Origin of the sequence: Rhodoferax sp. AJA081-3, assembly GCF_017798165.1 — a bacterium.
Classification (GTDB): Bacteria; Pseudomonadota; Gammaproteobacteria; order Burkholderiales; family Burkholderiaceae_C; genus Allorhodoferax.
In genome coordinates, this window is the sequence record NZ_CP059068.1 from 3,384,876 (window position 1) to 3,407,324 (window position 22,449).

Annotated in this window: 17 protein-coding genes; 12 read left to right on the top strand and 5 right to left on the bottom strand. The window is 61.6% G+C overall.

Going from position 1 to position 22,449, the window contains the following annotated elements; genetic code table 11:
• Nucleotides 1-123: 123 nt before the first annotated feature.
• The 5 genes from HZ993_RS15915 (at nucleotide 124) to HZ993_RS15935 (ending at nucleotide 9,826) form a co-directional block, all read left to right on the top strand.
• Complete coding sequence (locus HZ993_RS15915) at nucleotides 124-3,771, top strand: indolepyruvate ferredoxin oxidoreductase family protein (protein ID WP_209393724.1); 3,648 nt, start codon at nucleotides 124-126, stop codon at nucleotides 3,769-3,771.
• A gap of 141 nt (nucleotides 3,772-3,912) precedes the next feature.
• Nucleotides 3,913-4,245, top strand: coding sequence for a preprotein translocase subunit YajC (yajC, locus tag HZ993_RS15920; RefSeq protein WP_209393725.1), 333 nt, complete (start codon nucleotides 3,913-3,915; stop codon nucleotides 4,243-4,245).
• Between the two features lie 36 nt (nucleotides 4,246-4,281).
• Complete coding sequence (secD, locus tag HZ993_RS15925; RefSeq protein ID WP_209393726.1) at nucleotides 4,282-6,159, top strand: protein translocase subunit SecD; 1,878 nt, start codon at nucleotides 4,282-4,284, stop codon at nucleotides 6,157-6,159.
• A gap of 11 nt (nucleotides 6,160-6,170) precedes the next feature.
• Entirely contained in the window at nucleotides 6,171-7,190 is a 1,020-nt protein-coding gene (gene secF, locus HZ993_RS15930) for a protein translocase subunit SecF (protein WP_209393727.1), read from the top strand.
• 14 nt (nucleotides 7,191-7,204) lie between these two features.
• The gene (locus HZ993_RS15935) at nucleotides 7,205-9,826 is read left to right on the top strand and encodes a DUF1631 family protein (protein WP_209393728.1); all 2,622 of its coding nucleotides are present in this window, start codon (nucleotides 7,205-7,207) and stop codon (nucleotides 9,824-9,826) included.
• Nucleotides 9,827-9,850: 24 nt separating this feature from the next.
• On the opposite strand, the gene HZ993_RS15940 is transcribed toward HZ993_RS15935, so the two are convergent.
• From HZ993_RS15940 to HZ993_RS15950, 3 genes are all read right to left on the bottom strand, one after another.
• Nucleotides 9,851-10,351 (bottom strand): DUF494 family protein, encoded by a 501-nt coding sequence (locus tag HZ993_RS15940; RefSeq protein WP_209393729.1) that lies wholly within the window; start codon nucleotides 10,349-10,351, stop codon nucleotides 9,851-9,853.
• 66 nt (nucleotides 10,352-10,417) lie between these two features.
• Entirely contained in the window at nucleotides 10,418-11,581 is a 1,164-nt protein-coding gene (gene dprA, locus HZ993_RS15945) for a DNA-processing protein DprA (RefSeq protein WP_209393730.1), read from the bottom strand.
• A gap of 66 nt (nucleotides 11,582-11,647) precedes the next feature.
• Nucleotides 11,648-12,877 (bottom strand): LysM peptidoglycan-binding domain-containing protein, encoded by a 1,230-nt coding sequence (locus tag HZ993_RS15950; RefSeq protein ID WP_209393731.1) that lies wholly within the window; start codon nucleotides 12,875-12,877, stop codon nucleotides 11,648-11,650.
• 194 nt (nucleotides 12,878-13,071) lie between these two features.
• Here HZ993_RS15950 and def point away from each other — a divergent pair, with 194 nt between their 5' ends.
• The 5 genes from def (at nucleotide 13,072) to HZ993_RS15975 (ending at nucleotide 17,347) form a co-directional block, all read left to right on the top strand.
• A complete protein-coding gene (def, locus tag HZ993_RS15955; RefSeq protein ID WP_209393732.1) occupies nucleotides 13,072-13,581 on the top strand; it encodes a peptide deformylase in 510 nt (169 codons plus the stop codon).
• Nucleotides 13,582-13,606: 25 nt separating this feature from the next.
• The gene (fmt, locus tag HZ993_RS15960; protein ID WP_209393733.1) at nucleotides 13,607-14,692 is read left to right on the top strand and encodes a methionyl-tRNA formyltransferase; all 1,086 of its coding nucleotides are present in this window, start codon (nucleotides 13,607-13,609) and stop codon (nucleotides 14,690-14,692) included.
• 13 nt (nucleotides 14,693-14,705) lie between these two features.
• The gene (locus HZ993_RS15965; RefSeq protein ID WP_209393734.1) at nucleotides 14,706-15,455 is read left to right on the top strand and encodes an AzlC family ABC transporter permease; all 750 of its coding nucleotides are present in this window, start codon (nucleotides 14,706-14,708) and stop codon (nucleotides 15,453-15,455) included.
• Between the two features lies 1 nt (nucleotide 15,456).
• Nucleotides 15,457-15,819, top strand: coding sequence for an AzlD domain-containing protein (locus HZ993_RS15970; protein ID WP_256440909.1), 363 nt, complete (start codon nucleotides 15,457-15,459; stop codon nucleotides 15,817-15,819).
• Between the two features lie 334 nt (nucleotides 15,820-16,153).
• Nucleotides 16,154-17,347: a phosphoglycerate kinase gene (locus tag HZ993_RS15975; protein WP_209393735.1), complete on the top strand. Its 1,194-nt coding sequence runs from the start codon at nucleotides 16,154-16,156 to the stop codon at nucleotides 17,345-17,347.
• A gap of 91 nt (nucleotides 17,348-17,438) precedes the next feature.
• On the opposite strand, the gene HZ993_RS15980 is transcribed toward HZ993_RS15975, so the two are convergent.
• The gene (locus tag HZ993_RS15980) at nucleotides 17,439-18,521 is read right to left on the bottom strand and encodes a GGDEF domain-containing protein (protein WP_209393736.1); all 1,083 of its coding nucleotides are present in this window, start codon (nucleotides 18,519-18,521) and stop codon (nucleotides 17,439-17,441) included.
• 36 nt (nucleotides 18,522-18,557) lie between these two features.
• Complete coding sequence (locus tag HZ993_RS15985; RefSeq protein WP_209393737.1) at nucleotides 18,558-19,523, bottom strand: diguanylate cyclase; 966 nt, start codon at nucleotides 19,521-19,523, stop codon at nucleotides 18,558-18,560.
• A gap of 175 nt (nucleotides 19,524-19,698) precedes the next feature.
• Here HZ993_RS15985 and pyk point away from each other — a divergent pair, with 175 nt between their 5' ends.
• Together pyk and fba are read left to right on the top strand one after the other, a co-directional pair.
• Nucleotides 19,699-21,132: a pyruvate kinase gene (gene pyk / locus HZ993_RS15990; RefSeq protein ID WP_209393738.1), complete on the top strand. Its 1,434-nt coding sequence runs from the start codon at nucleotides 19,699-19,701 to the stop codon at nucleotides 21,130-21,132.
• Nucleotides 21,133-21,346: 214 nt separating this feature from the next.
• The gene (fba, locus tag HZ993_RS15995; RefSeq protein ID WP_209393739.1) at nucleotides 21,347-22,411 is read left to right on the top strand and encodes a class II fructose-bisphosphate aldolase; all 1,065 of its coding nucleotides are present in this window, start codon (nucleotides 21,347-21,349) and stop codon (nucleotides 22,409-22,411) included.
• Nucleotides 22,412-22,449: the final 38 nt, after the last annotated feature.

The following is a 22,449-nucleotide window of genomic DNA, read 5'->3' on the forward strand; positions in this document are numbered from 1 at the left end:
AAAACGCAATGACATATCAGGCCAAACTGCCTACACTGATCTCCCAACGAGAAGGTCCCGCGCATGCTTGACGGACCCCGTTGAAGCCAGCCCACTACCGCCAGCCCCGGAGACAAAACCGCCATGAATGCACCGCTACCCGAACACGTCCGCAAGGCCCTGGAAACCGTCACGCTAGACGACAAGTATTCCCTGGACTATGGCCACGCCTTCATGAGCGGCGTGCAGGCCCTGGTCAAGCTGCCCATGTTGCAGCGCGTGCGCGACTTGGCGGTCGGCAAGAACACGGCCGGTTTCATCAGCGGCTACCGCGGCTCACCACTGGGCACCTATGACCAGTCCCTGGTCAAGGCCGAAAAGTACCTGAAGGCGCACCATGTGGTGTTCCAGCCCGGTGTCAACGAAGAGCTCGCCGCCACCGCGCTGTGGGGCACACAACAACTGGGCTTTGCGCCCAAGGGCAGCAACAAATACGACGGCGTGTTTGGCATCTGGTACGGCAAGGGCCCGGGCGTGGACCGCTGCTCGGATGTGTTCAAACACGCCAATATGGCCGGCACCACACCCTGGGGCGGCGTGATCGCCGTGGCCGGTGACGACCACATCTCCAAGAGCTCCACCGCCGCCCACCAGAGTGACCACATCTTCAAGGCCTGCGGCACGCCGGTGTTCTTCCCGACCAATGTGCAGGAAATTCTGGACCTGGGGATTCACGCCTTTGCCATGAGCCGCTTCTCCGGCGTCTGGTCCGGCATGAAGACCATTCAGGAAATCGTCGAATCCAGTGCCACGGCCATGATCGACCCGGACCGCGTGCAGATCAAGATCCCTACCGACTTTGTGATTCCCAACGGCGGCCTGCACATCCGCTGGCCCGACCACGCACTGGAGCAGGAAGCGCGCTTGTTTGACTACAAGTGGTATGCCGCGCTGGCCTATATCCGCGCCAACCGCCTGAACTACAACGTCATCGAAGGCCCGAACGACCGCCTGGGCTTGATCGCCAGCGGCAAGGCCTACAACGACACGCGCCAGGCCCTGCTGGACCTGGGGCTGGACGATGCCACCTGCCAGCGCATCGGCATCCGCCTGCACAAGGTGGGTGTGGTGTGGCCGCTGGAGGCTCAACTGACCCGCGAGTTCGCCACCGGCCTGCAAGAGATTCTGGTCGTCGAAGAAAAGCGCCAGGTCATCGAATACCAGTTGAAGGAAGGTTTGTACAACTGGCGCGCCGATGTGCGCCCCCGCGTGCTGGGCAAGTTCAACGAGATGGAGTCCGACGAATCGGGATTTGGCAGCGGCGGGGAGTGGGGCATGCCCAACCCCAGCGACAACACGCTGTTGCGCGCCAACGCCGATTTGTCGCCCGCCATCATCGCGCGCGCCATTGCCAAGCGCATCAAGAACATGGGTGTGGATGCCGACACTGCTGCCCGCATCGACGCACAACTGGCCATCCTGAGCGCCAAGGAAAGCGCCATGCACGTGTTGGAGGTGAACCGCGCCAAGGCCGACATCAAGCTGGCCGACCGCCAGCCCTGGTTCTGCTCTGGCTGCCCGCATAACACCAGCACCAAGGTCCCTGAAGGTTCACGCGCCATGGCCGGTATTGGCTGCCACTTCATGACCATCTGGATGGACCGTGCCACCGTGGGCTTCACCCAGATGGGTGGTGAAGGTGTGCCATGGGTGGGCCAGCAGCCCTTCAGCAACGACCAGCACATGTTCGCCAACCTGGGCGACGGCACCTACTTCCACAGCGGCCTGCTGGCCGTGCGCCAGAGCATCGCGTCTGGCGTCAACATCACCTACAAGATTCTGTACAACGATGCGGTGGCCATGACGGGCGGCCAGCAGGTCGGTGAACGCGCCGAAGGCCACTCGGTTGTGCAGATTGCACAAAGTATGCGGGCCGAAGGCGCCATCAAGATCGTGGTCGTGACCGACGAGCCGGAGAAGTACGACGGCGTGGAACTGGCCCAGGGCGTGACCGTGCACCACCGCGATTTGCTGGATGACATCCAGAAGGAATTCCGCGAGATCAAAGGCACAACGGTCATCATTTACGACCAGACCTGTGCCACCGAAAAACGCCGCCGCCGCAAGCGGGGCACCATGGTGGACCCGGCCAAACGGGTGGTCATCAACGAACTGGTGTGTGAAGGCTGTGGGGATTGCGGCGCCCAGAGCAACTGCGTCAGCGTGGAACCTCTGGAAACCGAGTTTGGCCGCAAGCGCCAGATCAACCAGAGCACCTGCAACAAGGACATCAGCTGCGTCAAGGGCTTCTGCCCCAGCTTTGTCACGGTCGAGGGCGGCAGCCTGCGCAAGAAGGCCAAGGGCAAGTCGGCCGCATCTACGGACGTCGCCACATTGCCTGCACCGGTGATACCGCAACTCAGCGCCGCAGTACATGCGGCCGATGGCAGTGCCAGCGGCGGTGCCTGGGGCATCATCGTGGCCGGCGTCGGTGGCACCGGCGTCATCACCATCGGCCAGTTGCTGGGTGTGGCAGCCCACCTGGAAGGCAAGGGCATCGTCACCCAAGACGCCGGTGGCCTGGCGCAAAAGGGCGGTGCCACCTGGAGCCATGTGCTGATCGCCGCCACGCAGGACGACATCCGCACCACGCGTGTCAGCATGGCTTCGGCCGACCTGGTGATTGGCTGCGACCCCATCGTGGTGGCCGGCAAGGAAACAACGATGCGCATGCGCCAGGGCCGCACCCATGTGGCGCTGAATTCACACAGCGCGCCGACCGCAGCTTTTGTCAACAACCCCAACTGGGCCAACCCCGGTGACGATTGCCTGACGGAAATCACCAATGCGGTGGGCGAAGACGGCGTGGGCGCCTTTGACGCTGATGCCATGGCGACAAGCTTCCTGGGCGACAGCATTTACACCAACCCCATCATGCTGGGTTATGCCTGGCAAAAGGGTTGGATTCCGCTGGAGCATGCCTCGCTGATGCGGGCGATTGAACTCAACGGCGTGGCCATCGAGAACAACAAGACCGCCTTTGCCTGGGGCCGCCAGGCCGCGCTGGACTGGCCAGCCGTGCAAAAACTGCTGAATCCGGGTCAGGTCATTGCTTTCACGCCCCGTAGCACGCAGACGGTGGACGAGCTGGTGGCCAAACGGGTCGAATTTTTGACCGGCTACCAGAACGCGGCTTATGCAGCAAGTTATGCCAGCTTTGTGGACACCGTGCGCAAAGCCGAATCCGCCATAACACCCGCATCGGACAACGCCAAGCGCGAAGCCCTGCCGTTGACCCAGGCCGTGGCCCGTTACCTGTTCAAGCTCATGGCCTACAAGGACGAGTACGAAGTCGCCCGCCTGCATACCGACAAAACCTTCCTGGCCAAGGTCAACGCCCAGTTTGAAGGCGATTTCAAGCTGAACTACCACCTGGCCCCGCCCCTGCTGGCCAAAACCAACGCGGCCGGTGAGTTGCAAAAACGCAGCTACGGCCCTTGGATGCAAAGCGCTTTCCGCCTGCTGGCTCCGCTGAAGGTGCTGCGCGGTGGCACGTTTGACATCTTTGGCTACACCGAAGAACGCCGCCACGAGCGTGCCTTGGTGCAGGAATACAAGGACGCGGTGCAGGGCCTGTTGCCCCAGTTGAACGCCGCAAACCGGGATGCGGCCGTGGCCTTTGCCCGCCTGCCGGAGCAGATCCGGGGGTACGGCCATGTGAAAGCCCGGCATCTGGCGGCCGCTCGTCAGCAATGGTCCATGTTGTTGGAGCGTTTTCACCGGCCGACCTGAAGCGGTGTGGGGATTAGTTGCTGTCCGAAAGGACAACATTTGGCCCCGCCCGTCTACAATCAAGGGTTGCCCCAGCGCATGGTCGCCACCTCTATTGGGGTGGCGCGCTTTTTCTTGTCCCTAGTTTTGTGGAGTTTGCCTGTGTTTATTTCCTCTGCTTTTGCCCAAACTGCTCCCGCTGCTGCTGCCGGAGGCAGCATGGCCGATTCCCTGATGAGCATGCTGCCGCTGGTTTTGATGTTTGTGGTGCTTTACTTTGTGATGATCCGCCCCCAGATGAAGAAGCAGAAAGAGCACCGCGCCATGATCGAAGCGGTCGCCAAGGGTGACGAAGTGGTCACAGCCGGTGGTGTGCTGGGCAAGATCAGCAAGATCGGTGAAAACTACCTGGGCGTTGAAGTGGCCAATGGTGTCGAGATCCAGATCCAGCGCAGCGCGGTGGTCCAGGTCCTGCCCAAGGGCACGATCAAGTAATCATTTGTAACTTTTTTACTAGACTGTCGTGCGATCATGAACCGTTACCCGGTGTGGAAATACGCGATCATCCTGATCGCGCTGGTGGTGGGCGGCCTGTTCGCGCTGCCCAATGTGTTTGGTGAGTCACCCGCCGTGCAGGTGTCGGTGGCCAAGACCTCCGTAAAGCTGGACGCTGCGGTGCTGACCCAGGTGGAAGAGGCGCTCAAAACGGCGGGTATCGCCCCTGAAGTGGTCGCATTGGAAGGCGCCTCCATACGGGCACGTTTCCCCAGCACGGATGTGCAACTCAAGGCCAAAGATGCCGTCCAGAAGGCATTGAACCCGGACCTCGCCAACCCCTCTTATGTGGTGGCCCTGAATCTGGTGTCGCGCTCCCCAGCCTGGCTGACCGCTTTGCATGCATCCCCCATGTACCTGGGTCTGGATTTGCGGGGTGGTGTGCATTTCATGCTGCAGGTGAACATGGAGGCCGCGCTCACCAAGCGTGCGGAGTCGCAGGCGGGGGATATCCGCACCGTCTTGCGCGAGAAAAATGTGCGCCACGGCGGCATCAGCCGCAATGGTCAGGCCATTGAAATCCGCTTCCGCGACGCCGCAACTGCTGAGGCGGCCCGGCGCATTATCCAGGACCAGTTCACCGACTTGGCTACGGTGCAGACGGTGGATGGCACCGACGTCAAGATGGTCGCCACGATCCAGCCGGTGGCTGCGCGCAGGGTGCAAGACCAGGCGCTGAAACAAAACATCACCACCCTGCACAACCGTATCAACGAACTGGGTGTCAGTGAGCCTGTGATCCAGCAACAAGGCCTGGACCGAATCGTGGTGCAACTGCCCGGTGTGCAGGATGTGGCCCGTGCCAAGGACTTGATTGGCCGCACGGCCACGCTGGAATTGCGCATGGTCGATGACAGCACGGATGGTCGTGCTGCCGAGAGCGGTATTGGCGCCGTACCTTTTGGGTCCGAGCGTTTTCTGGAGCGCAACGGCACGCCTGTGATCGTCAAGAAGCAGGTGATCATTGCTGGCGACAACCTCACGGACGCGCAGCCCGGCTTTGATTCGCAAACCCAGCAACCCAAGGTGGACCTAGTGGTGGACGCCAAGGGCGGCCGCATCATGCGCGACGTCAGCCGTGAAAACCTGAAAAAACGCATGGCCATCGTGCTCTTTGAAAAGGGCAAGGGCGAGGTGTTGACCGCACCGGTCATTCAGGGTGAGCTGGGCAACCGCTTCCAGATTACGGGCACCATGTCGGTGGTGGAAGCCAATGACCTGGCGTTGCTGTTGCGCGCCGGTTCACTCGCCGCACCCATGGAAATCATCGAAGAACGCACCATTGGCCCCAGCCTGGGTGCCGAGAACATTGCCAAAGGCTTTAACAGCGTCACCTGGGGTTTTGTCGCGGTTGCGATCTTCATGTGTATTTATTACGCCTTGTTTGGCGTGATCTCCAGCCTGGCGCTGGCCTTCAACTTGTTGCTGCTGGTGGCCGTGTTGTCCATGCTGCAGGCTACGTTGACCTTGCCCGGCATGGCCGCCATGGCCCTGGTGCTGGGTATGGCGATCGACGCCAATGTGCTGATTAACGAGCGGGTGCGGGAAGAGCTGCGCAATGGGGCTTCTGCCCAAGCCGCCATCCACGCCGGTTACGACCGAGCCTGGGCCACCATCATCGACTCCAACGTGACGACCCTGATTGCCGGATTCGCCCTGCTGGCCTTTGGCTCAGGTCCGGTGCGTGGTTTTGCCGTCGTCCATTGCCTGGGTATTCTGACCAGCATGTTCTCGGGCGTTTTCTTCTCCCGGGGCGTGGTAAATTTGTGGTACGGTCGGCAGAAGAAACTAAAAAATGTGTCCATTGGGACAGTTTGGCGGCCTGATTCCGGCAATCAGGTCACGACAAACTAAAGGGATTAGGCATGGAATTTTTCAAAATCCACCGCGACATACCGTTTATGCGGCATGCGCTGGTGTTAAACGCAGTGTCGCTGATAACGTTTTTGGCGGCCGTTTTCTTTCTCTTTTCCCGTGGTCTGCATTTGTCGGTGGAGTTCACAGGCGGAACGCTGATGGAGGTCAGTTATTCGCAGGTTGTGGACGTCAACGCGGTGCGCGACAAGGTTTCGGCCATGGGCATTCAAGACGTACAGGTGCAGAATTTTGGCACCGCCCAGGATGTGCTGATCCGTATGCCTGTGCAAAAAGGTAGCACATCGGGCGCCCAAAGTGAACGGGTTTTTGCCGGCCTGTGCACGGATGTGGCGGGCACCATGCAGGCAGACCCCAAACAAAGCGGAAAAGTCGTGTGTATGACTGCCGCCAATGCAGAGCCTTTGACCCTGCGCCGCACCGAATTCGTCGGTCCCCAGGTGGGAGACGAGTTGATGGCTGACGGACTCAAGGCCCTGGCGTTTGTGGTGGTGGGCATCATGCTGTATCTGGCCATTCGTTTCGAATGGAAGTTTGCTGTCGCGGCCATCATTGCCAACTTGCACGACGTTATCATCATTCTGGGCTTCTTCGCGTTCTTCCAGTGGGAGTTCTCTCTGCCGGTATTGGCCGCCGTGCTGGCGGTGCTGGGCTATTCCGTCAACGAGTCGGTGGTGATTTTTGACCGTATTCGGGAAAACTTCCGACGTTATCGCAAGATGGATACCCAGCAGGTCATCGACAACGCGATCACGTCGACCATCAGCCGCACCATCATCACCCACGGTTCTACGCAGCTGATGGTCTTGTCCATGCTGTTGTTCGGCGGTGCGACCCTGCATTATTTCGCCCTGGCGCTGACGATCGGCATTTTGTTCGGTATTTACTCCTCGGTGTTTGTCGCCGCTGCCATCGCCATGTGGCTGGGCATCAAGCGTGAAGACCTGATCAAAGCACCGGTCAAGACAGAAAGTGACCCCGCGGACCCCAACTCGGGCGCAACGGTCTGATCGCGTCCTGACCCATGGCCATCGCACCCGGTTCCTCCAGTCTCTCGCCCCGGCAGCAGTTTGCCCGGGCCTTGCGTGAGCGTTTCCTGGCGGAGGCCGCCCAGGCCATGACCGAAATCGGCGGTGCGGTGCTGGAGCAAATCACCACCTTGATGGATGCGCCTTCCAATGCGAGAGAGAGCCAGGAGCGGCGCGACATCTGGATGGCCTACAAGACATGCAGGCCCCTGTGGCTCGAAGGCACGGTGAAGGTCTGGCGCGAGTGCCTGGATCCTCCCAACAAGAAGAAAGCTAACCTATCTGAGCCCATGGGGCTGCAGTTGGTCGGCACCGAAGTCGTCGAAAACAAAATCCTGGCCTCCCGCATGGTGATGGCGGTCATGGAAAAGGTCAGCGCCCAGCTGGAAGACCTGAAGTTGCGTATGCAGTACCTGGAAGGTACTGAAGAGCTGGCCAACAATGACCTGTTCCGACCCGAGGTGCTGGTGTTGCTGATGGTGGAGCAGTGGGCCAATTCCGGCATGCCCGGTGACTCATGGGCCATGGTGAATGAGGTGGTGCAAAAGCTGCTGATCGAGCGCCTCAAGACCGCCTATGCCAATGCCAACGATGTATTGATCAAGAAGGGTGTCATGCCCACCATTGAACTCAAGGACCGCGTCAAGGGACCCGCACGCGGTGCTGGCGCCCGCCCGCCCGCCCGGCAGGCACCACCCCCCGGGGCTGCTGGCAAGCCACAGGCGCCTGGCGACAACCCGGGTAATACTGGCCCCGGCGATTTTGGTTCGGGTGGTGGTAATGGTGGTTATGCGCAAGGTGGCGGATACCAACAGCCTCAGGGTGGCTACGCCCCTACACAGCAGGGCGGGCACCCCGCGCAGGGGCGCGGTCCACAAGACGCTGGTGCTGGTGGGCAGCAGGGACGGTCCGGTGGTGGATTTTTTGGTGGACGTTTAGGCTGGGGCGCCCGTGGCGCAGAGTCCGGCGGCGCGGGCGCAGAGCCGACCTCTGGGCCTGGTCCAACCTCGTCTTCGTCTCCCACACCGTTCTGGAAACAATCGTCGGGCATGCAGAACAGTATGGGCCAGGGCCACTCTGCCTCGGATGAAACCCGCATGATGACGGCTGCCTCGCCGATGGCGCGGGCCCGCAACCGGGCGCAGGGAGTGATTGGGCAAATCCGGCGCCTGTTTGTCAGCCAGGCTGGGGGCGACTTTACCGGTTCAGCCCACCACCACCCACCCGCACCCGCGTTGGCGGCGGCCCTGGCGCCACGTCAACCCGGTCAATCTGGGGGGTATGCCGCGGGCGGCACGTTGTACGAAGATTACAGCCCTGCAGGGGTGGCCCGTGTGGCGGACGACCTGCGCGAAAAAACGGTCGAACTGAAGAAAAAAGCCGAGACCAAAGGTGAGAAGGCCACGATAGAAATAGTCGCACTGATGTTTCAGGCCATTCTGGCCGAAGAGCGTATTCCACCGGGCATCCGTGTCTGGTTTGCGCGGCTGCAAATGCCAGTGCTGCGCATGGCGCTGGAAGACCCCGACTTTTTGGGCACCACCACCCACCCGGCCCGCCTGCTGATCGACCGTATGGGTTCGGTAGTCATGGGGTTTGACTCGGCCGGTGTACAGGGCAATGCCATGGAGCTGGAAGTCAAACGCATCGTCCAGGTCATCGAGCAATACCCCGAGACCGGCAAAAAGGTCTACCAGGTGGTGTACGAGGAATTCCAGAAGTTCTTGTCCAAGTTCCTGACCGAAAAAGGCACCACACAAAAGGTTGTCAGTGTGGCCCAGCAGGTGGAGCAAAAGGAAACCCTGGCCATCCAGTACACCATTGAGATGCGCAACATGCTCAAGGACATGCCGGTGCGCGATGAAATTCGCGAGTACCTGTTCAAGGTCTGGGCCGAGGTGTTGGCCGTGGCGGCCGTGCGCAAAGGGCCGCAGCACAAAGACACGCTGATGCTCAAGAAATCGGCCACCGATCTGGTCTGGGCTGCCAGTGCCAAGCCTAACCGTGCCGACCGCGCACGGGTGATCCAGGACCTGCCCAATCTGTTGCTGCGCCTGCGCTCTGGCATGACATTACTGGCCATGGCACCTTCCGAGCAGGACGTTCACATCAAGACAGTCAGTGACACACTGGCCGACGCTTTCCTGTCCAAGACCCAGGCTATCCCGCAGGCCAAGATTGACGCCATGGCCAACCGCCTGGGCAATTTGGAAGACTTTGTGTCGGAAGATGGTTTGGGTGACTTGCCGCTGGACTCTGAAAGCATAGAAATGATGCTGGGCATAGACGCATCGGCCATCGAGGTGGTGGGCAACGGGGGCTCCAAACCCAGTGCTGCGATGCTGGCCTGGGCCCAAGAGCTGCAGCTGGGCTCGTGGTTCACGCTGGACCACAACAACCAGATCACCCAGGTGCAGTTTGCCTGGCGCAGTGACCGCAAACACCTGAACCTGTTTGCCGCCAGCTCGGGCAAGAGTTATCTCATTCAGGGTGGTCGGTTGGCCGCCTATCTCCAGGCCGGCTTGCTGTTGCCACAGGAAGAAGAGACGCTGACTGTGCGTGCAACGCGGGATGCATTGTCCAAGATTGAGGCCAATCCCGAACGCCTAATGGCCTGATCTGCCCAGAGGGGGCGGTCTGTTCTAGTGGGCTACCCGGTACTCTGCGCCGTCATCGCACAGTTCATCCAGTACCAAGGCATCCGGCTCCTGGCCAAAACTCCAGTACACCATCAGAATGATGATCTTCAAGTCGTCCAGTGAAACGGGTGTACCGGGGGCTGCCATGGCCCGTTCGATGACCACTTCACGCATGGACGCTGGCAACACCCCCGCGGACTCCAGAAAACTGATGAAACCGAGGCACTCGGAACCCAAATGGTCCTGTTCAGCCTGGGGGTAGATACGTACGCTGGTGGCGCAGGGCTCGCGCAACCAGGGCTCGGGGGCCACCAGCTGGGACGTACCTGCAAAGCCTGAAGAGCCTCTTGCGGCGGTGTTCAAGCCCTTGAGCCAGTTCAACGCATCTTCAATTTCCTCCGCGTCAAAACCCACGGCATTGAGCTTGCGCTCCAAATGGGCGGGTTCGGGGCAGCTATCCCCTGCGTAGTAGTTTTCGTAAACGAAGACAAGGACTTCAAACATGGACCCAATATAGCGCAGAAAAACCGGGGTCGGCACACACGACCGACTTTCCCCGCTATTTCTCGTTTAGGCCAGCGCGCAGCGCTGGAACAGGCCGCCCGGCAGTCGGGCCACCTGCCCATGGATTTCCAGCTCCATCAGCCGGGCCTGCAGGCTGGGCGTGTCCATCCCGGTGCGGGCTTGCAGGGCGTCCAGGCCTATAGGGTCGTAACCCAAGGCCTCCAGCAAGGGATCGTCTGAGTCCAATAGGGCCTCAGCCCCCGTTTTGTTTGGATCATTTGCTATCAAACTTGATAAAGCAGGGGTGAACACGTGCTGCGGCATTTCTTCCAGCACATCCTGTGCGCTCTCCACCAGTTTGGCCCCCTGTTTGATCAGGGCGTGGCAGCCGCGAGCCTGGGTGGAGTGGATGGAGCCCGGGATGGCGAATACGTCCTTGCCTTGCTCGGAGGCCAGCCGCGCCGTGATCAACGACCCCGACTGCAGCGCCGCCTCGACAACCAACGTGCCATGGCTGAGGCCTGCAATGATGCGGTTGCGCCGTGGGAAGTTGGCAGAGAGCGGCGGCGTGCCCAAGGGGTATTCGCTGAGCAACACCCCGTGCTGGACGATGCGGTGCGCCAGATCACGGTGCTGGCGGGGATACACACGGTCCAGACCTGTGCCGACGACCGCGATGGTCGCCATCTGCCCCTTGGCGGCACCATCCAGCGCGCCTTCGTGGGCAGCGCCATCAACACCCAGTGCCAGTCCCGACACAATCGTCAGGCCTGCCTGTGCCAGTGTTTGCGAAAACTTGCGGGCGTTGGCAACACCTTGGGGTGTCGGGTTGCGGCTGCCCACAACAGCCAGGCAACACGTGGTGCAGGCCGCAAAACTGCCCTCTTGCCAGACCTCGGGTGCGCCCTTGGCATACAGCAGAAGTGGCGGGTCTTCCATATTGAGCAGCGACTGGGGGTAATCGGTATCCCCCAACGCCAGCACGCGGTGGGCATCGGGCTGTGCCTGTAACCACGTCCAGGTGGTCTCCAACAAGGCCTGCCATTCGGCCGGGGTTTGTTTGAGTGAGGCGCTCTGTTGGGCGCTGACCACCTGCTCCAGCGCCGCCTGGGACGCTTCGAATATGCCCTGGGGCAGACCAAAAGCCGTCAGCAGCTTGCGTGCGCCTGTGTTGCCCACGCCGGGCGTCAATTGCAGGCGCAACCAGGCAGCGAGTTCAGCGCGTTCCATGGGGCAAGTGGCGTCGGGCGCGCACCACCGGGGTGGGTGGCGCGGACAGGTCTAGGTGTCCAGGTATCAGGGGCGTGGATTGACCAGTCGGTCACCCACACGCACACCATCGGTGATTTCCAGAATCAGGGCATAAGACACCCGCTCGAACGTCCGGAACACCATCAGCAGGCCGTTGCGCTCATCTGGCAGTTTCATCAGCGTGCTGCCACCGTCGGTCTTGTCGACAATGCGGGCGCCGTCCTTCAGAATGGCCAGCACCACGCCGGGTTCCATGCCGTCCGCGGTGCCTTTGTTGATGGCAACCACCTGGTTCTGACCAGCGTTGATGACCGCGCTACCGTACACAGAAACAACGCGGCCCTCAACTTTTTCTGCAGGTGCACGGGGCGTATAGGTCTGCAACTGGCGGGGAGGTTCGGGCAACAAGCGGTCACCGACGCGCATTTCTTCTTTGGCACCCACGATGTCAATGGTGGCGGGCACCACCGCCTGGCTGGTTTTGCCCTTGCCGTCTTCGGCATCGGTGCTGCCTTCACCCCGGGCCATGACGGCCTTGCCCACGTACTGCGCTTCATAACCCAGAATTTCACCGGTGCCCGGGTCTTTCAGGGGCGTGGCATTGCGGAAAATGCGGAAGTGCTGGTCTTTGGGCTGGTCGTCTAGCAGGGGTGAGCCGTCGGCGCCGCGTGCGTACACACGGTCGCCCCGTGTGATCAGCACCCGGCTGTCCTGTGCCGCCACGATGCGGGGGGCAGACTTCAGGCCCGCTTCGTCCACAATGATGGGCTCGGCCAAAAACGCTTCGATGATGCTGGAGCGCAGGGTCGGCAGGGCCAGATCACCCAGCATTTCGTAGCGGGTACGCGGCTCTACCTTCACAGTGGGCGGTTCGCCCTGGTCAGTGCCCTCCAGGCGCAGGCGGGCAAAACCGTCCTTGCGTTCCAGAATCAGGACCTGGCCGGGGTAAATGCGGTGCGGGTTCTTGATCTCGTCGATGTTCATGCCCCACAACTCGGGCCAGCGCCAGGGGCTCTTGAGGTACAGGCGGGAGATGGCCCACAGGGTATCGCCGGACTTGATGGTGTAACGCTCGGGTGCATTGGCAGCCAGATCGCTCAGTGGCACGCCCCGCTGGGCGACCAGGTTGGCCGTATCCCTTTGTGTGCCCGTAATGGGGTAGTTTTGCGCCCATGCCGGTGCACCCACCAAGGCACTGGTAATGGCGGTCAGCGCAGCCAGCTTGGCGAGCTTGGCGATGGCCAGGGTGGATTCGCCTTTGAGGTGTGTCGTCATATCGTGCTGCATTTCCAAGGAAGAACTTGATAAGTTACGCGCGATTTTGCGCTCAAGCCCTTGATTCGGCAACGTTTTTAGCCAACTGGCGGTGCGCAAACCCGCAAAAGTGGCGAAAATAGCGACACTTATGAAACCTTGCGGGACAGGCCGCAGCACGCACCGTGTGCAAGCCCTGTCTCCAACTGACCACTATGCTGCTCCCCATTCTTTGTTTTCCCGACCCCAAACTGCACAAAGTTGCCAAGCCTGTGGCTGTGGTGGACGACCGCATCAAGACCCTGGTCGCCAATATGCTGGAGACCATGTACGACGCCAAGGGCATTGGCCTGGCCGCTACCCAGGTGGATGTGCACGAACGTGTCATCGTCATCGACGTGTCGGAAGAGCGCGATGAGCCCCTGGTGCTGATCAACCCCGAACTGGTGTGGACCAGCCCTGAGACCCACTTGAACGAAGAAGGCTGCCTGTCCGTACCCGGCATTTACGACGGGGTCCAGCGTTTTGACGCTGTGCATGTGCGCGCCCAGGACCTCACGGGCACAGCGCGTGTCATCGAAGCCGACGAGTTGCTGGCCGTGTGTATCCAGCACGAGATGGACCACCTGATGGGCAAGGTGTTTGTGGAATACCTGTCACCCCTCAAACGCGACCGCATCAAGAAAAAAATGATCAAGGCCCAACGCGAGGAAGCCCAGCAGTGACGCCTGTCCAATACGGGGCCGGCGCATGAGGGTCATCTTTGCCGGCACGCCGGAATTTGCCCGCGTGGCACTGGAGCGACTACACGCCAGCGGCCACACCATTGCGCTGGTGCTGAGCCAACCCGACCGGCCCGCCGGCCGTGGCATGAAACTGCAGGCCTCGGCGGTCAAACAGTTCGCCGTGGAGCACGGCATACCGGTCGCCCAGCCGCGCAGTCTGCGCCTGGATGGCAAATACCCCGAAGACGCCGCCGCCGCCCGCCAGGCGATTGCCGATGCACAAGCCGACGTGATGGTGGTCGCGGCCTACGGCCTGATCCTGCCGCAATGGGTTCTGGATGATATGGCCCCCACGCTCCCCGCTGCGCGTGGTTCGCTGCCCCCCGAGGGGGCCCTCGCGCCTAGGGGCGGCCCGTCGGCGCTCGTGGCCACCCAGCCCAAGTTCGGCTGCCTGAATATCCACGGCTCCTTGCTCCCGCGTTGGCGCGGTGCGGCACCGATCCACCGTGCCATCGAGGCGGGTGACACCGAGACCGGTGTCACCATCATGCAGATGGACGCCGGGCTGGATACCGGCGACATGTTGCTGGTGCACAGCATGGACATCCTCCCAACCGACACCACCGCCACCCTGCACGACCGTATGGCGGCGCTGGGGGGTGACCTGATCGTGATGGCATTGGACATGGCTGCGGCGGGGCGCCTGGAGCCCGTGCCGCAACCTGCGGCCGGAGTGACCTACGCCCACAAGATCGAAAAACACGAAGCGGCCATCGACTGGCGGTTAGATGCCGCCAGCATCGTCCGGCGGGTGCGGGCCTTCAACCCCTTTCCTGGGGCGACTGCCACGCTGAATGGTGAGGTCATCAAGGTCTGGGGGGCACATGCCGTAGACGGCCCCACCACCCAAGCTCCTGGGTCAATTGTGGCCGTAGCCCCCGTCGGTATTGAAGTGGCTGCTATGCAATCGATAGTAAATCTTACCGAGTTGCAACGCCCCGGCGGCAAACGCCTGGCCGTGGCGGACTTTCTGCGCGGCTTTGGGGTGCAGGTGGGCCAGCAGTTTGAACTGCTGGCGACCAACACGACGCCACCGCCCACCAGCGCCTAGGCGCACCACATCCATGCTGCTGCACCGCGACAACTTCCAGCACCCCGAGTTCCGCCAGGGCGCGGCCGACATGATGGGTGTGGCCACGGGCATTGCCGCCTGGGGCCTGATGACGGGTGTGGCCATGGTCAAGTCCGGCATGAGCACGGCGGAGGCCTTGTTGATGGCGGCCATCGTGTTTGCCGGCAGTTCCCAACTGGCCGCCATCCCACTGATACTGGCCGGTGCACCCATCTGGGTGGTGCTGGCCACGGCACTGTGTGTGAACCTGCGGTTTGTGGTGTTCAGCGTGCACATGCGGCCCTATGTGATGCACCTGCCGTTGCGCGACCGCCTGTTCGCGGGTTACCTGACCGGCGACCTGACCTATGTGTTGTTTGTCAAACGCTTCCACCATCCCGGCGTTACCACGGACGAGCGCGCGGGCCAGATGGCTTACCTCGTGGGCAATGGCGGGCTGAACTGGATCAGTTGGACCTCGTTCAGCATCCTGGGTGTGGTGCTGGCCAATGCCATTCCCGCCCAATGGGGCCTGGGGTTTGCCGGCATTCTGGCGTTGTTGGGCATGTTGTGTTCACTGGCCTCCACCAAGCTGCGCTGGATCTCGGCGGCCGTGGCCGGCTCGGCGGCGGTAGCGGCGTTTGCACTGCCGCTCAAGCTCAACATCCTGACAGCCATTGTTGCGTCGGTGGTGGTCTGCCTGTTGCTGGAGAAAACCGCATTGCACGCGCACCCCGTTTCACCACCGGACCGGGGGCACTGAAGTGGGCGATTTTTTCAGCGGCCAAACCGATCCCTGGACTTTGCTGACCATCGTGCTGATGGCCGGTGTCAGCGTACTGTCGCGCTCCTTTTTCTTCATCTCCAGCAAGCCCTGGACCTTGCCCCACTGGGCGCAGCGGGGCTTGCAGTACGCACCCATCGCAGCACTCTCAGCCGTCATCGTGCCCGAGATTGTGATGACCCAGGGCATCCTGATCCACACGGTGTTTGATGCGCGCCTGTACGCCGCGATGGCTGGGGTCGCCTATTTCTTCTGGCGCAAAGGTGCGGGGCAGGTGGTATTGGGCACTATCGTGGTGGGTATGGCGGTGTATCTGCCGCTGCACATTGGTCTGGGTTGGTGAAGAGGTAACGCCGCTTTGGTAGCTGATGGCGCGGCAGAAGGGGCGTGTGCGGGGCCTCAGAGGCGCTGCGCTTGCCAAGTCGGCCCCGCACACCCCCCTTCCGCCGCGGTCTTGTAGTGCTCGGTGGGCTGCGCAAATACCGTAACCACCGCGGGAGCGGGGAATGCCGGGGGCCGACTTGGCAAGCGCAGCGCCTCTGAGGCCCCCGGCATTCCCCACTCCCGCGGGCCCGCGCAACACCCGCGGCGGCGTTACATGTGGCCTTCTACAATCTCGCTAGCACGCGCAGACTGCGCGCAGGTTCCACACTTCTTCCATTTGAGGTTTTCCCACCATGAACGTCATCCGTTTCTCCGATCTGTGCGCGCGCGGCCAAGTGGCTGGCAAACGTGTTTTTATCCGTGCCGACCTGAACGTGCCGCAGGATGACGCCGGCAACATCACCGAAGACACCCGTGTGCGCGCCAGCGTGCCGTGTATCGAAATGGCGTTGAAAGCCGGTGCCGCCGTCATAGTGACCAGCCACCTGGGCCGCCCTACCGAGGGTGAATTCAAGCCCGAAGACTCGCTCGCCCCCGTGGCGCAGCGCATGGGTGAGCTCATGGGCCGTACCATCCCCGTGCTGGCCAACTGGACCGAGGGCGTCGATGTCAAACCCGGCCAGTTGGTCATGCTGGAAAACTGCCGCGTCAACAAGGGGGAGAAAAAGAACAACGAAGACCTGGCCAAGAAAATGGCCGCACTGTGCGACATCTTTGTGCACGACGCTTTTGGCACTGCCCACCGCGCCGAAGCCTCCACCTACGGCATCGCCCAGTTTGCGCCCATCGCCTGTGCCGGTCCGCTGTTGGCCGCGGAAATGGATGCCATCAGCAAGGCCTTGCTGGCCCCCAAACGTCCGCTGGTGGCTATCGTGGCGGGCTCCAAGGTGTCCACCAAGCTGACCATTTTGAAGAGCCTGGCCGAGAACGTGGACCAGCTGATTGTCGGCGGCGGCATTGCCAACACCTTTATGCTGGCTGCCGGTTTGAAGATCGGCAAAAGCCTGGCCGAACCTGATTTGTTGGACCAGGCCAAGGCCGTGATCGACGCCATGAAGGCGCGCGGCGCTGCAGTGCCCATCCCCACCGATGTGGTGACCGCCAAGACCTTTACCGCTGATGCCCCCGCCACCATCAAGGCCGCCACCGATGTGGCCGATGACGACCTGATCCTGGACATTGGCCCGCAAACCGCCCAGGCCCTGGCCGATCAATTGATGAAGGCCGGCACCATTGTCTGGAACGGCCCCGTGGGTGTGTTTGAATTCGCCGCGTTTGAAAACGGAACCAAGGTGATTGCGCAGGCGATTGCCGAATCCAGTGCCTTCAGCATCGCAGGTGGTGGCGACACCCTGGCCGCCATTGCCAAATACGGCATAGAGAAACAGGTGGGCTACATCAGCACCGGCGGCGGCGCCTTTTTGGAAGTGCTAGAGGGCAAGACCCTGCCCGCGTTTGAAGTGCTGACACGCCGCGCCACAGCCTGATTGTTACAAAAATAGTAGCTATATAGATAGAAAACACGGGGGCTGGAGGCCTAAAAGGCTTAAGCCCCTTGGCTGGGAAGCAACTGGGGGCTTAGAACAACTCGACGTCGCCCACCTTCAGGTCGACCTTGAGCAGGCCGCGGCGCACCAGGTCGGCCTCGCTGCAGACCTGGTTGCGGCCATGGTGCTTGGCGTAATAAACGGCCTGGTCGGCCCGCTCACAGGCGGCAGCCGGTGAGTCGCCGCTCACAATTTCGGTGACGCCCACGCTGGCGGTGATGTGGCCGGCCTGCGGAAACTCGTAGGCCGCCATATTGGCGCGAAAGCGTTCGACGGCGGCCACCGCGGCGTCATGGTCGGCACTGCGCAGCACCACCAGAAACTCTTCACCGCCAAACCTGTAGACCCGGTCGTAGGCCCGGAACGAGGTTTTCAGCAGACGCGCCACCAGGATCAGCACCTCGTCACCAATCAGGTGGCCATAGGTGTCATTGACCTGTTTGAAGTGGTCAATGTCCACCATGGCCAGCCAGAAATTGGAGGGTGTGTTGGGGGAGCGGTGCTCCACACCGTCGGGGGGCTGGTCCGCTTCTTGTGGCTCGGTGGGTTTGAGGGTCTTGTAGAACAGGTCGTCAAAGGGTTTGCGGTTCCACAGCCCGGTCAAGGCATCACGCTCGCTGTAGTCCAGCATGTCCAGGATGTTGCCGTACATGGTCACCAGCCGGGTTGCGTCCTGCCAGTCGGCGGGTGTCAGGGGCTGGGGCGAACTGATTTCGGCCACGCCCCACAGCGTTGCGCCTTCGGCCACGGTCATGGGGAAACGTGTCACATAGGCGGGCTGGGATGCCGTGGGGGCTGTCACCACCACTTCCATGCGGTTGAGGCACAGATGTCGGTCCGGATCACTCTCGACGGGGGCCATCATCTCGGGGTCTCCCCGCATGGGGTCGGTGACAAACCGCACTTTTTCGTTGGGCAGGGCCTGGGTCAGCGGCAGCCAGAACTGGCGGTTTTCGTCGTGCACCAGGCCAAAAACCTCGACCTTGGGTGCCGAAATGGTTTCCAGCAGTGCCCGGGTGATGCCGCTGAGCAAATCGTCACGCTTGCGCAGGCCACTGAGTTGCACCAAATGGTCAATCAGGCTGTCGGAGCGGGTCACGGCACTATTTTTCATGTCTGGTTGGTGAACAACAGTGTCGCAGGTTTTGCATCATTCGGGCGTAGAAGTATCCAGCCTGGCGCCACAGACCCGCCCCCGCCCGGCCTGTTTGGCCTGGTAGAGCTGGGCATCTGCCAAGCCCACCAGGGCCACCGGGTCCCCGCCCGGCTGCACGGTGCGGGTTGCTAGCCCCAGGCTGGCGGTCACCACGCCGTCAAATTGCGAGAATTCGTGCGGTATCTTTTGCGCCCGCACCTTGCGCTCCATGTCTTGGGTAATGGCCAGGGCATCCTCAAAACCGGTTTCGGGCAAGATACAGGCGAACTCTTCGCCGCCATACCGCGCTACCAGATCGCTGGGGCGGCGCAGGCCGGACTTGAGGGTCTGCGCAATCTGGCGCAAGCAGTCGTCGCCGGCCTGATGGCCGTAGCGGTCGTTGAACAGCTTGAAATGGTCCACATCCACCATGATCAGCGACAAGGGGGTGTTGTTGCGTGCCGCACGGGCCCACTCCACTCCCATTTGCTGGTCGAAATAGCGCCGGTTAAACACGCCGGACAGGCCGTCCAGAAACACCAGGTTGCGCAGCAGGTCGGACTGGAATTTGAGCGTCAGGTGGGTCTTGACCCGGGCCCGCACCACGGCGGGGTTGACCGGTTTGGAGATAAAGTCCACCGCACCCACGCTCAGGCCGTGGGTCTCCTGCGCAGCATCGCTGTGGGCGGTGACAAAAATAACCGGAATGTTACGGGTGGCCGGGTTGGCCTTGAGCTGGCTGCAGACCTCAAAACCGTCCATGCCTGGCATGACCACGTCCAGCAGCACCAGATCGGGCGGGTTGGCCTGGCAGATGGACAGGGCCTGCTCGCCGTGGGTGGCCATGAAAACCTGGTAGTCGGCACCAAACACCTGGTGCATGACCTGGATGTTGATGGGCTGGTCGTCCACCACCAGCAGCTTGGGCTTGCCGTGTGAGCTGTCCAGCAGGGCATCCAACGGGGTGTCAAGGGTGGTCATGGGATGGGAGGATGCCGCACATTGTCGTATCTGAGTGTCACATTCAACCACAGCTTTGCAAAACCCAGTATCCGTGAATGCCCTCTGAAAGTGGTCCAAAAGTTGACGTTGGCGTGTAACGCCGGCGCCGTGCATCCGTGTGAGAATGCTTGGCATTACAAGAGGAGACTGATACATGCCACGTCGCGCCACCAAAATTGTTGCCACCCTAGGCCCCGCTTCCAGCGATCCCGCACTGCTGGAGCAGATGATCCGCGCCGGCGTGAACGTGGTGCGGCTCAACTTCAGCCACGGCAAGGCGCAAGACCATATCGACCGCGCCCGCTTGGTGCGCGAAGCCGCCCAGCGCGCCGGCCGCGAAGTGGCCATCATGGCCGACCTGCAGGGCCCCAAGATCCGCGTTGGCAAGTTTGCCGAGGGCAAGGTCTTCCTGGAGCCCGGCCAGAAATTCGTATTGGACGCCGCCCGCACCGAGCTGGGTGACATCGACGCCGTGGGCCTGGATTACAAGGCTCTGCCCCGCGAGGTCAAGGCCGGCGACGTGTTGCTGCTCAACGACGGCCTGATCGTCATCACCGTGGACGCTGTCAAGGGCGAGGCGATCTACACCACGGTCAAACTGGGCGGCGAGTTGTCCAACAACAAGGGCATCAACAAACAGGGCGGTGGCCTTTCAGCCCCGGCGCTGACCGCCAAGGACATGGAAGACATCCGCACGGCGATGAGTTTCCAGGCCGACTATGTGGCGGTCAGCTTCCCCAAGAACGCCACCGACATGGAAATGGCGCGCCAGCTGTGCAACGTAGCCGCCGCCGAATACAACCACAAGCCCGGCCTGATTGCCAAGATCGAACGCGCCGAAGCCATCCCCAAGCTGTTGGAGATTCTGCTGGCCAGCGACGGCATCATGGTCGCCCGCGGTGACTTGGCGGTAGAGGTGGGCAATGCCATCGTGCCGGGCCTGCAAAAACGCATGATCAACCTGGCCCGCGAGCACGACCGGGTGGTTATTACCGCAACCCAGATGATGGAGTCCATGATCACCAACCCGGTGCCCACCCGTGCCGAGGTCAGCGACGTGGCCAACGCCGTGCTGGACGGCACCGACGCCGTGATGTTGTCGGCCGAGACCGCCGCCGGCAAGTACCCGCTGGAAACGATCATCGAAATGGCCAAGATCTGCCACGCGGCCGAGGGCCACGAAGACTTTGAGCTGGAGGCCGACTTCACCGGCAAAACCTTCCATCGCATCGACCAGACCATTGCCATGGGTGCACTGTTTACGGCCCACCACCTGGGTGCCAAGGCGATTGTGGCCATGACCGATAGCGGCTCCACCGCCTTGTGGATGAGCCGCCACCTGATCCGTGTGCCGATTTATGCGCTGACCTCCAAGGTGGCGACGCAGCGCAAGATGGCGCTGTACCGCAATGTGCGCCCCCTGTTTGTGGACACCAGCGCAGACCGCGATACGGCCTTGGTGCAGGCGGAGAACCATTTGAAGTCCCGCGGGATTGTGCAGACGGGGGATGTGTATGCCATTACCTGTGGGGAGCCTATGGGGTCGCCTGGGGGCACCAATATGTTGAAAATTTGCAAGGTCGGTTGAGTCTTTAAAAACCTGCTTAGGCTCTGGACCCGCCCGGCGCAGGGGGTGGGTACCGCCGTTCGTGTCCCCCGCCCGCTACGCGGGCTCCTCCTTTACCTCACTTTGGTACCCACCCCTTGTGCAGGGCTGCGTCTTGGCAGTTTTGCCAGCCAGCTAAAATCGGGGGATCGGTACAAGTTACCAAGCGGTTACCAACTTCCCAGGGGATTTCACTATGGCTCTCGTCTCAATGCGCGAACTGCTGGACCACGCAGCCGCCAACGGCTACGGCATTCCGGCCTTCAACGTCAACAACCTGGAGCAGGTCCAGGCCATCATGTCGGCCGCGGACGAGGTCGGCGCACCGGTCATCCTGCAGGCCAGTGCTGGCGCCCGCAAATATGCCGGTGAGCCTTTCATCAAACACCTGATCCAGGCTGCCTGCGAAGCCTATCCCCACATTCCGCTGGTTATGCACCAGGACCACGGTACCAGCCCCAAGGTTTGCGAGGGCGCCATAAGCCTGGGCTTTGGCTCGGTGATGATGGACGGCTCGTTGATGGAAGACGGCAAGACCCCTGCCAGCTTTGAATACAACATGGAAGTGACCCGCAAGGTTGTGGAAATGGCGCACCGCACCGGCGTGACGGTTGAAGGTGAGCTGGGATGCCTGGGCAATCTGGAAACCGGTGAAGCCGGTGAAGAAGACGGCATCGGTGCCGAAGGCAAGCTGGACCACAGCCAGATGCTGACCGACCCCGAAGAGGCCGCCACCTTTGTCAAGGGCACGCAACTGGACGCGCTGGCTATTGCCATCGGCACCAGCCATGGCGCCTACAAGTTCAGCCGCAAGCCCACGGGCGACATCCTGGCCATCAGCCGCGTCAAGGAAATCCACGCCCGCATCCCCAACACCCACTTGGTGATGCACGGATCGTCCTCCGTGCCGCAGGATTTGCTGGCCATCATCAACCAGTACGGCGGTAAGATGAAAGAGACCTACGGTGTGCCTATCGAAGAGATCCAGGAAGCCATCAAGTACGGCGTGCGCAAGATCAACATCGACACCGACATCCGCCTGGCCATGACCGGCGCAGTGCGCAAGTTCCTGTTTGAGAACCCCGACAAGTTCGATGCCCGCGAGTGGCTCAAGCCCGCCCGCGAAGCCGCCAAGGCCATCGCCAAGCAGCGTTACATGGAGTTCGGTTGTGAAGGCCAGGGCTCCAAGGTCAAGGGCGACAGCCTGTCAGTGATGGCCACCCGTTACGCCAAGGGTGAGCTTGCTCAGGTAGTTCAATAAGCGATAATTGACCGGAATAGTTTGAGAAGGCCCGTTGA

Excerpts from the sequence above, each read along its gene's own strand:
- HZ993_RS15935 (WP_209393728.1), top strand. The coding sequence starts at position 7,205 with ATGGCCATCGCACCCGGTTCCTCCAGTCTCTCGCCCCGGCAGCAGTTT.
- HZ993_RS15965 (WP_209393734.1), top strand. The coding sequence starts at position 14,706 with ATGCTGCTGCACCGCGACAACTTCCAGCACCCCGAGTTCCGCCAGGGC.
- pyk (WP_209393738.1), top strand. The coding sequence starts at position 19,699 with ATGCCACGTCGCGCCACCAAAATTGTTGCCACCCTAGGCCCCGCTTCC.
- fba (WP_209393739.1), top strand. The coding sequence starts at position 21,347 with ATGGCTCTCGTCTCAATGCGCGAACTGCTGGACCACGCAGCCGCCAAC.
- HZ993_RS15985 (WP_209393737.1), bottom strand. The coding sequence starts at position 19,523 with ATGACCACCCTTGACACCCCGTTGGATGCCCTGCTGGACAGCTCACAC.
- HZ993_RS15940 (WP_209393729.1), bottom strand. The coding sequence starts at position 10,351 with ATGTTTGAAGTCCTTGTCTTCGTTTACGAAAACTACTACGCAGGGGAT.
- HZ993_RS15980 (WP_209393736.1), bottom strand. The coding sequence starts at position 18,521 with ATGAAAAATAGTGCCGTGACCCGCTCCGACAGCCTGATTGACCATTTG.
- HZ993_RS15975 (WP_209393735.1), top strand. The coding sequence starts at position 16,154 with ATGAACGTCATCCGTTTCTCCGATCTGTGCGCGCGCGGCCAAGTGGCT.
- fmt (WP_209393733.1), top strand. The coding sequence starts at position 13,607 with ATGAGGGTCATCTTTGCCGGCACGCCGGAATTTGCCCGCGTGGCACTG.
- dprA (WP_209393730.1), bottom strand. The coding sequence starts at position 11,581 with ATGGAACGCGCTGAACTCGCTGCCTGGTTGCGCCTGCAATTGACGCCC.
- HZ993_RS15950 (WP_209393731.1), bottom strand. The coding sequence starts at position 12,877 with ATGACGACACACCTCAAAGGCGAATCCACCCTGGCCATCGCCAAGCTC.
- secF (WP_209393727.1), top strand. The coding sequence starts at position 6,171 with ATGGAATTTTTCAAAATCCACCGCGACATACCGTTTATGCGGCATGCG.
- HZ993_RS15915 (WP_209393724.1), top strand. The coding sequence starts at position 124 with ATGAATGCACCGCTACCCGAACACGTCCGCAAGGCCCTGGAAACCGTC.
- secD (WP_209393726.1), top strand. The coding sequence starts at position 4,282 with ATGAACCGTTACCCGGTGTGGAAATACGCGATCATCCTGATCGCGCTG.
- def (WP_209393732.1), top strand. The coding sequence starts at position 13,072 with ATGCTGCTCCCCATTCTTTGTTTTCCCGACCCCAAACTGCACAAAGTT.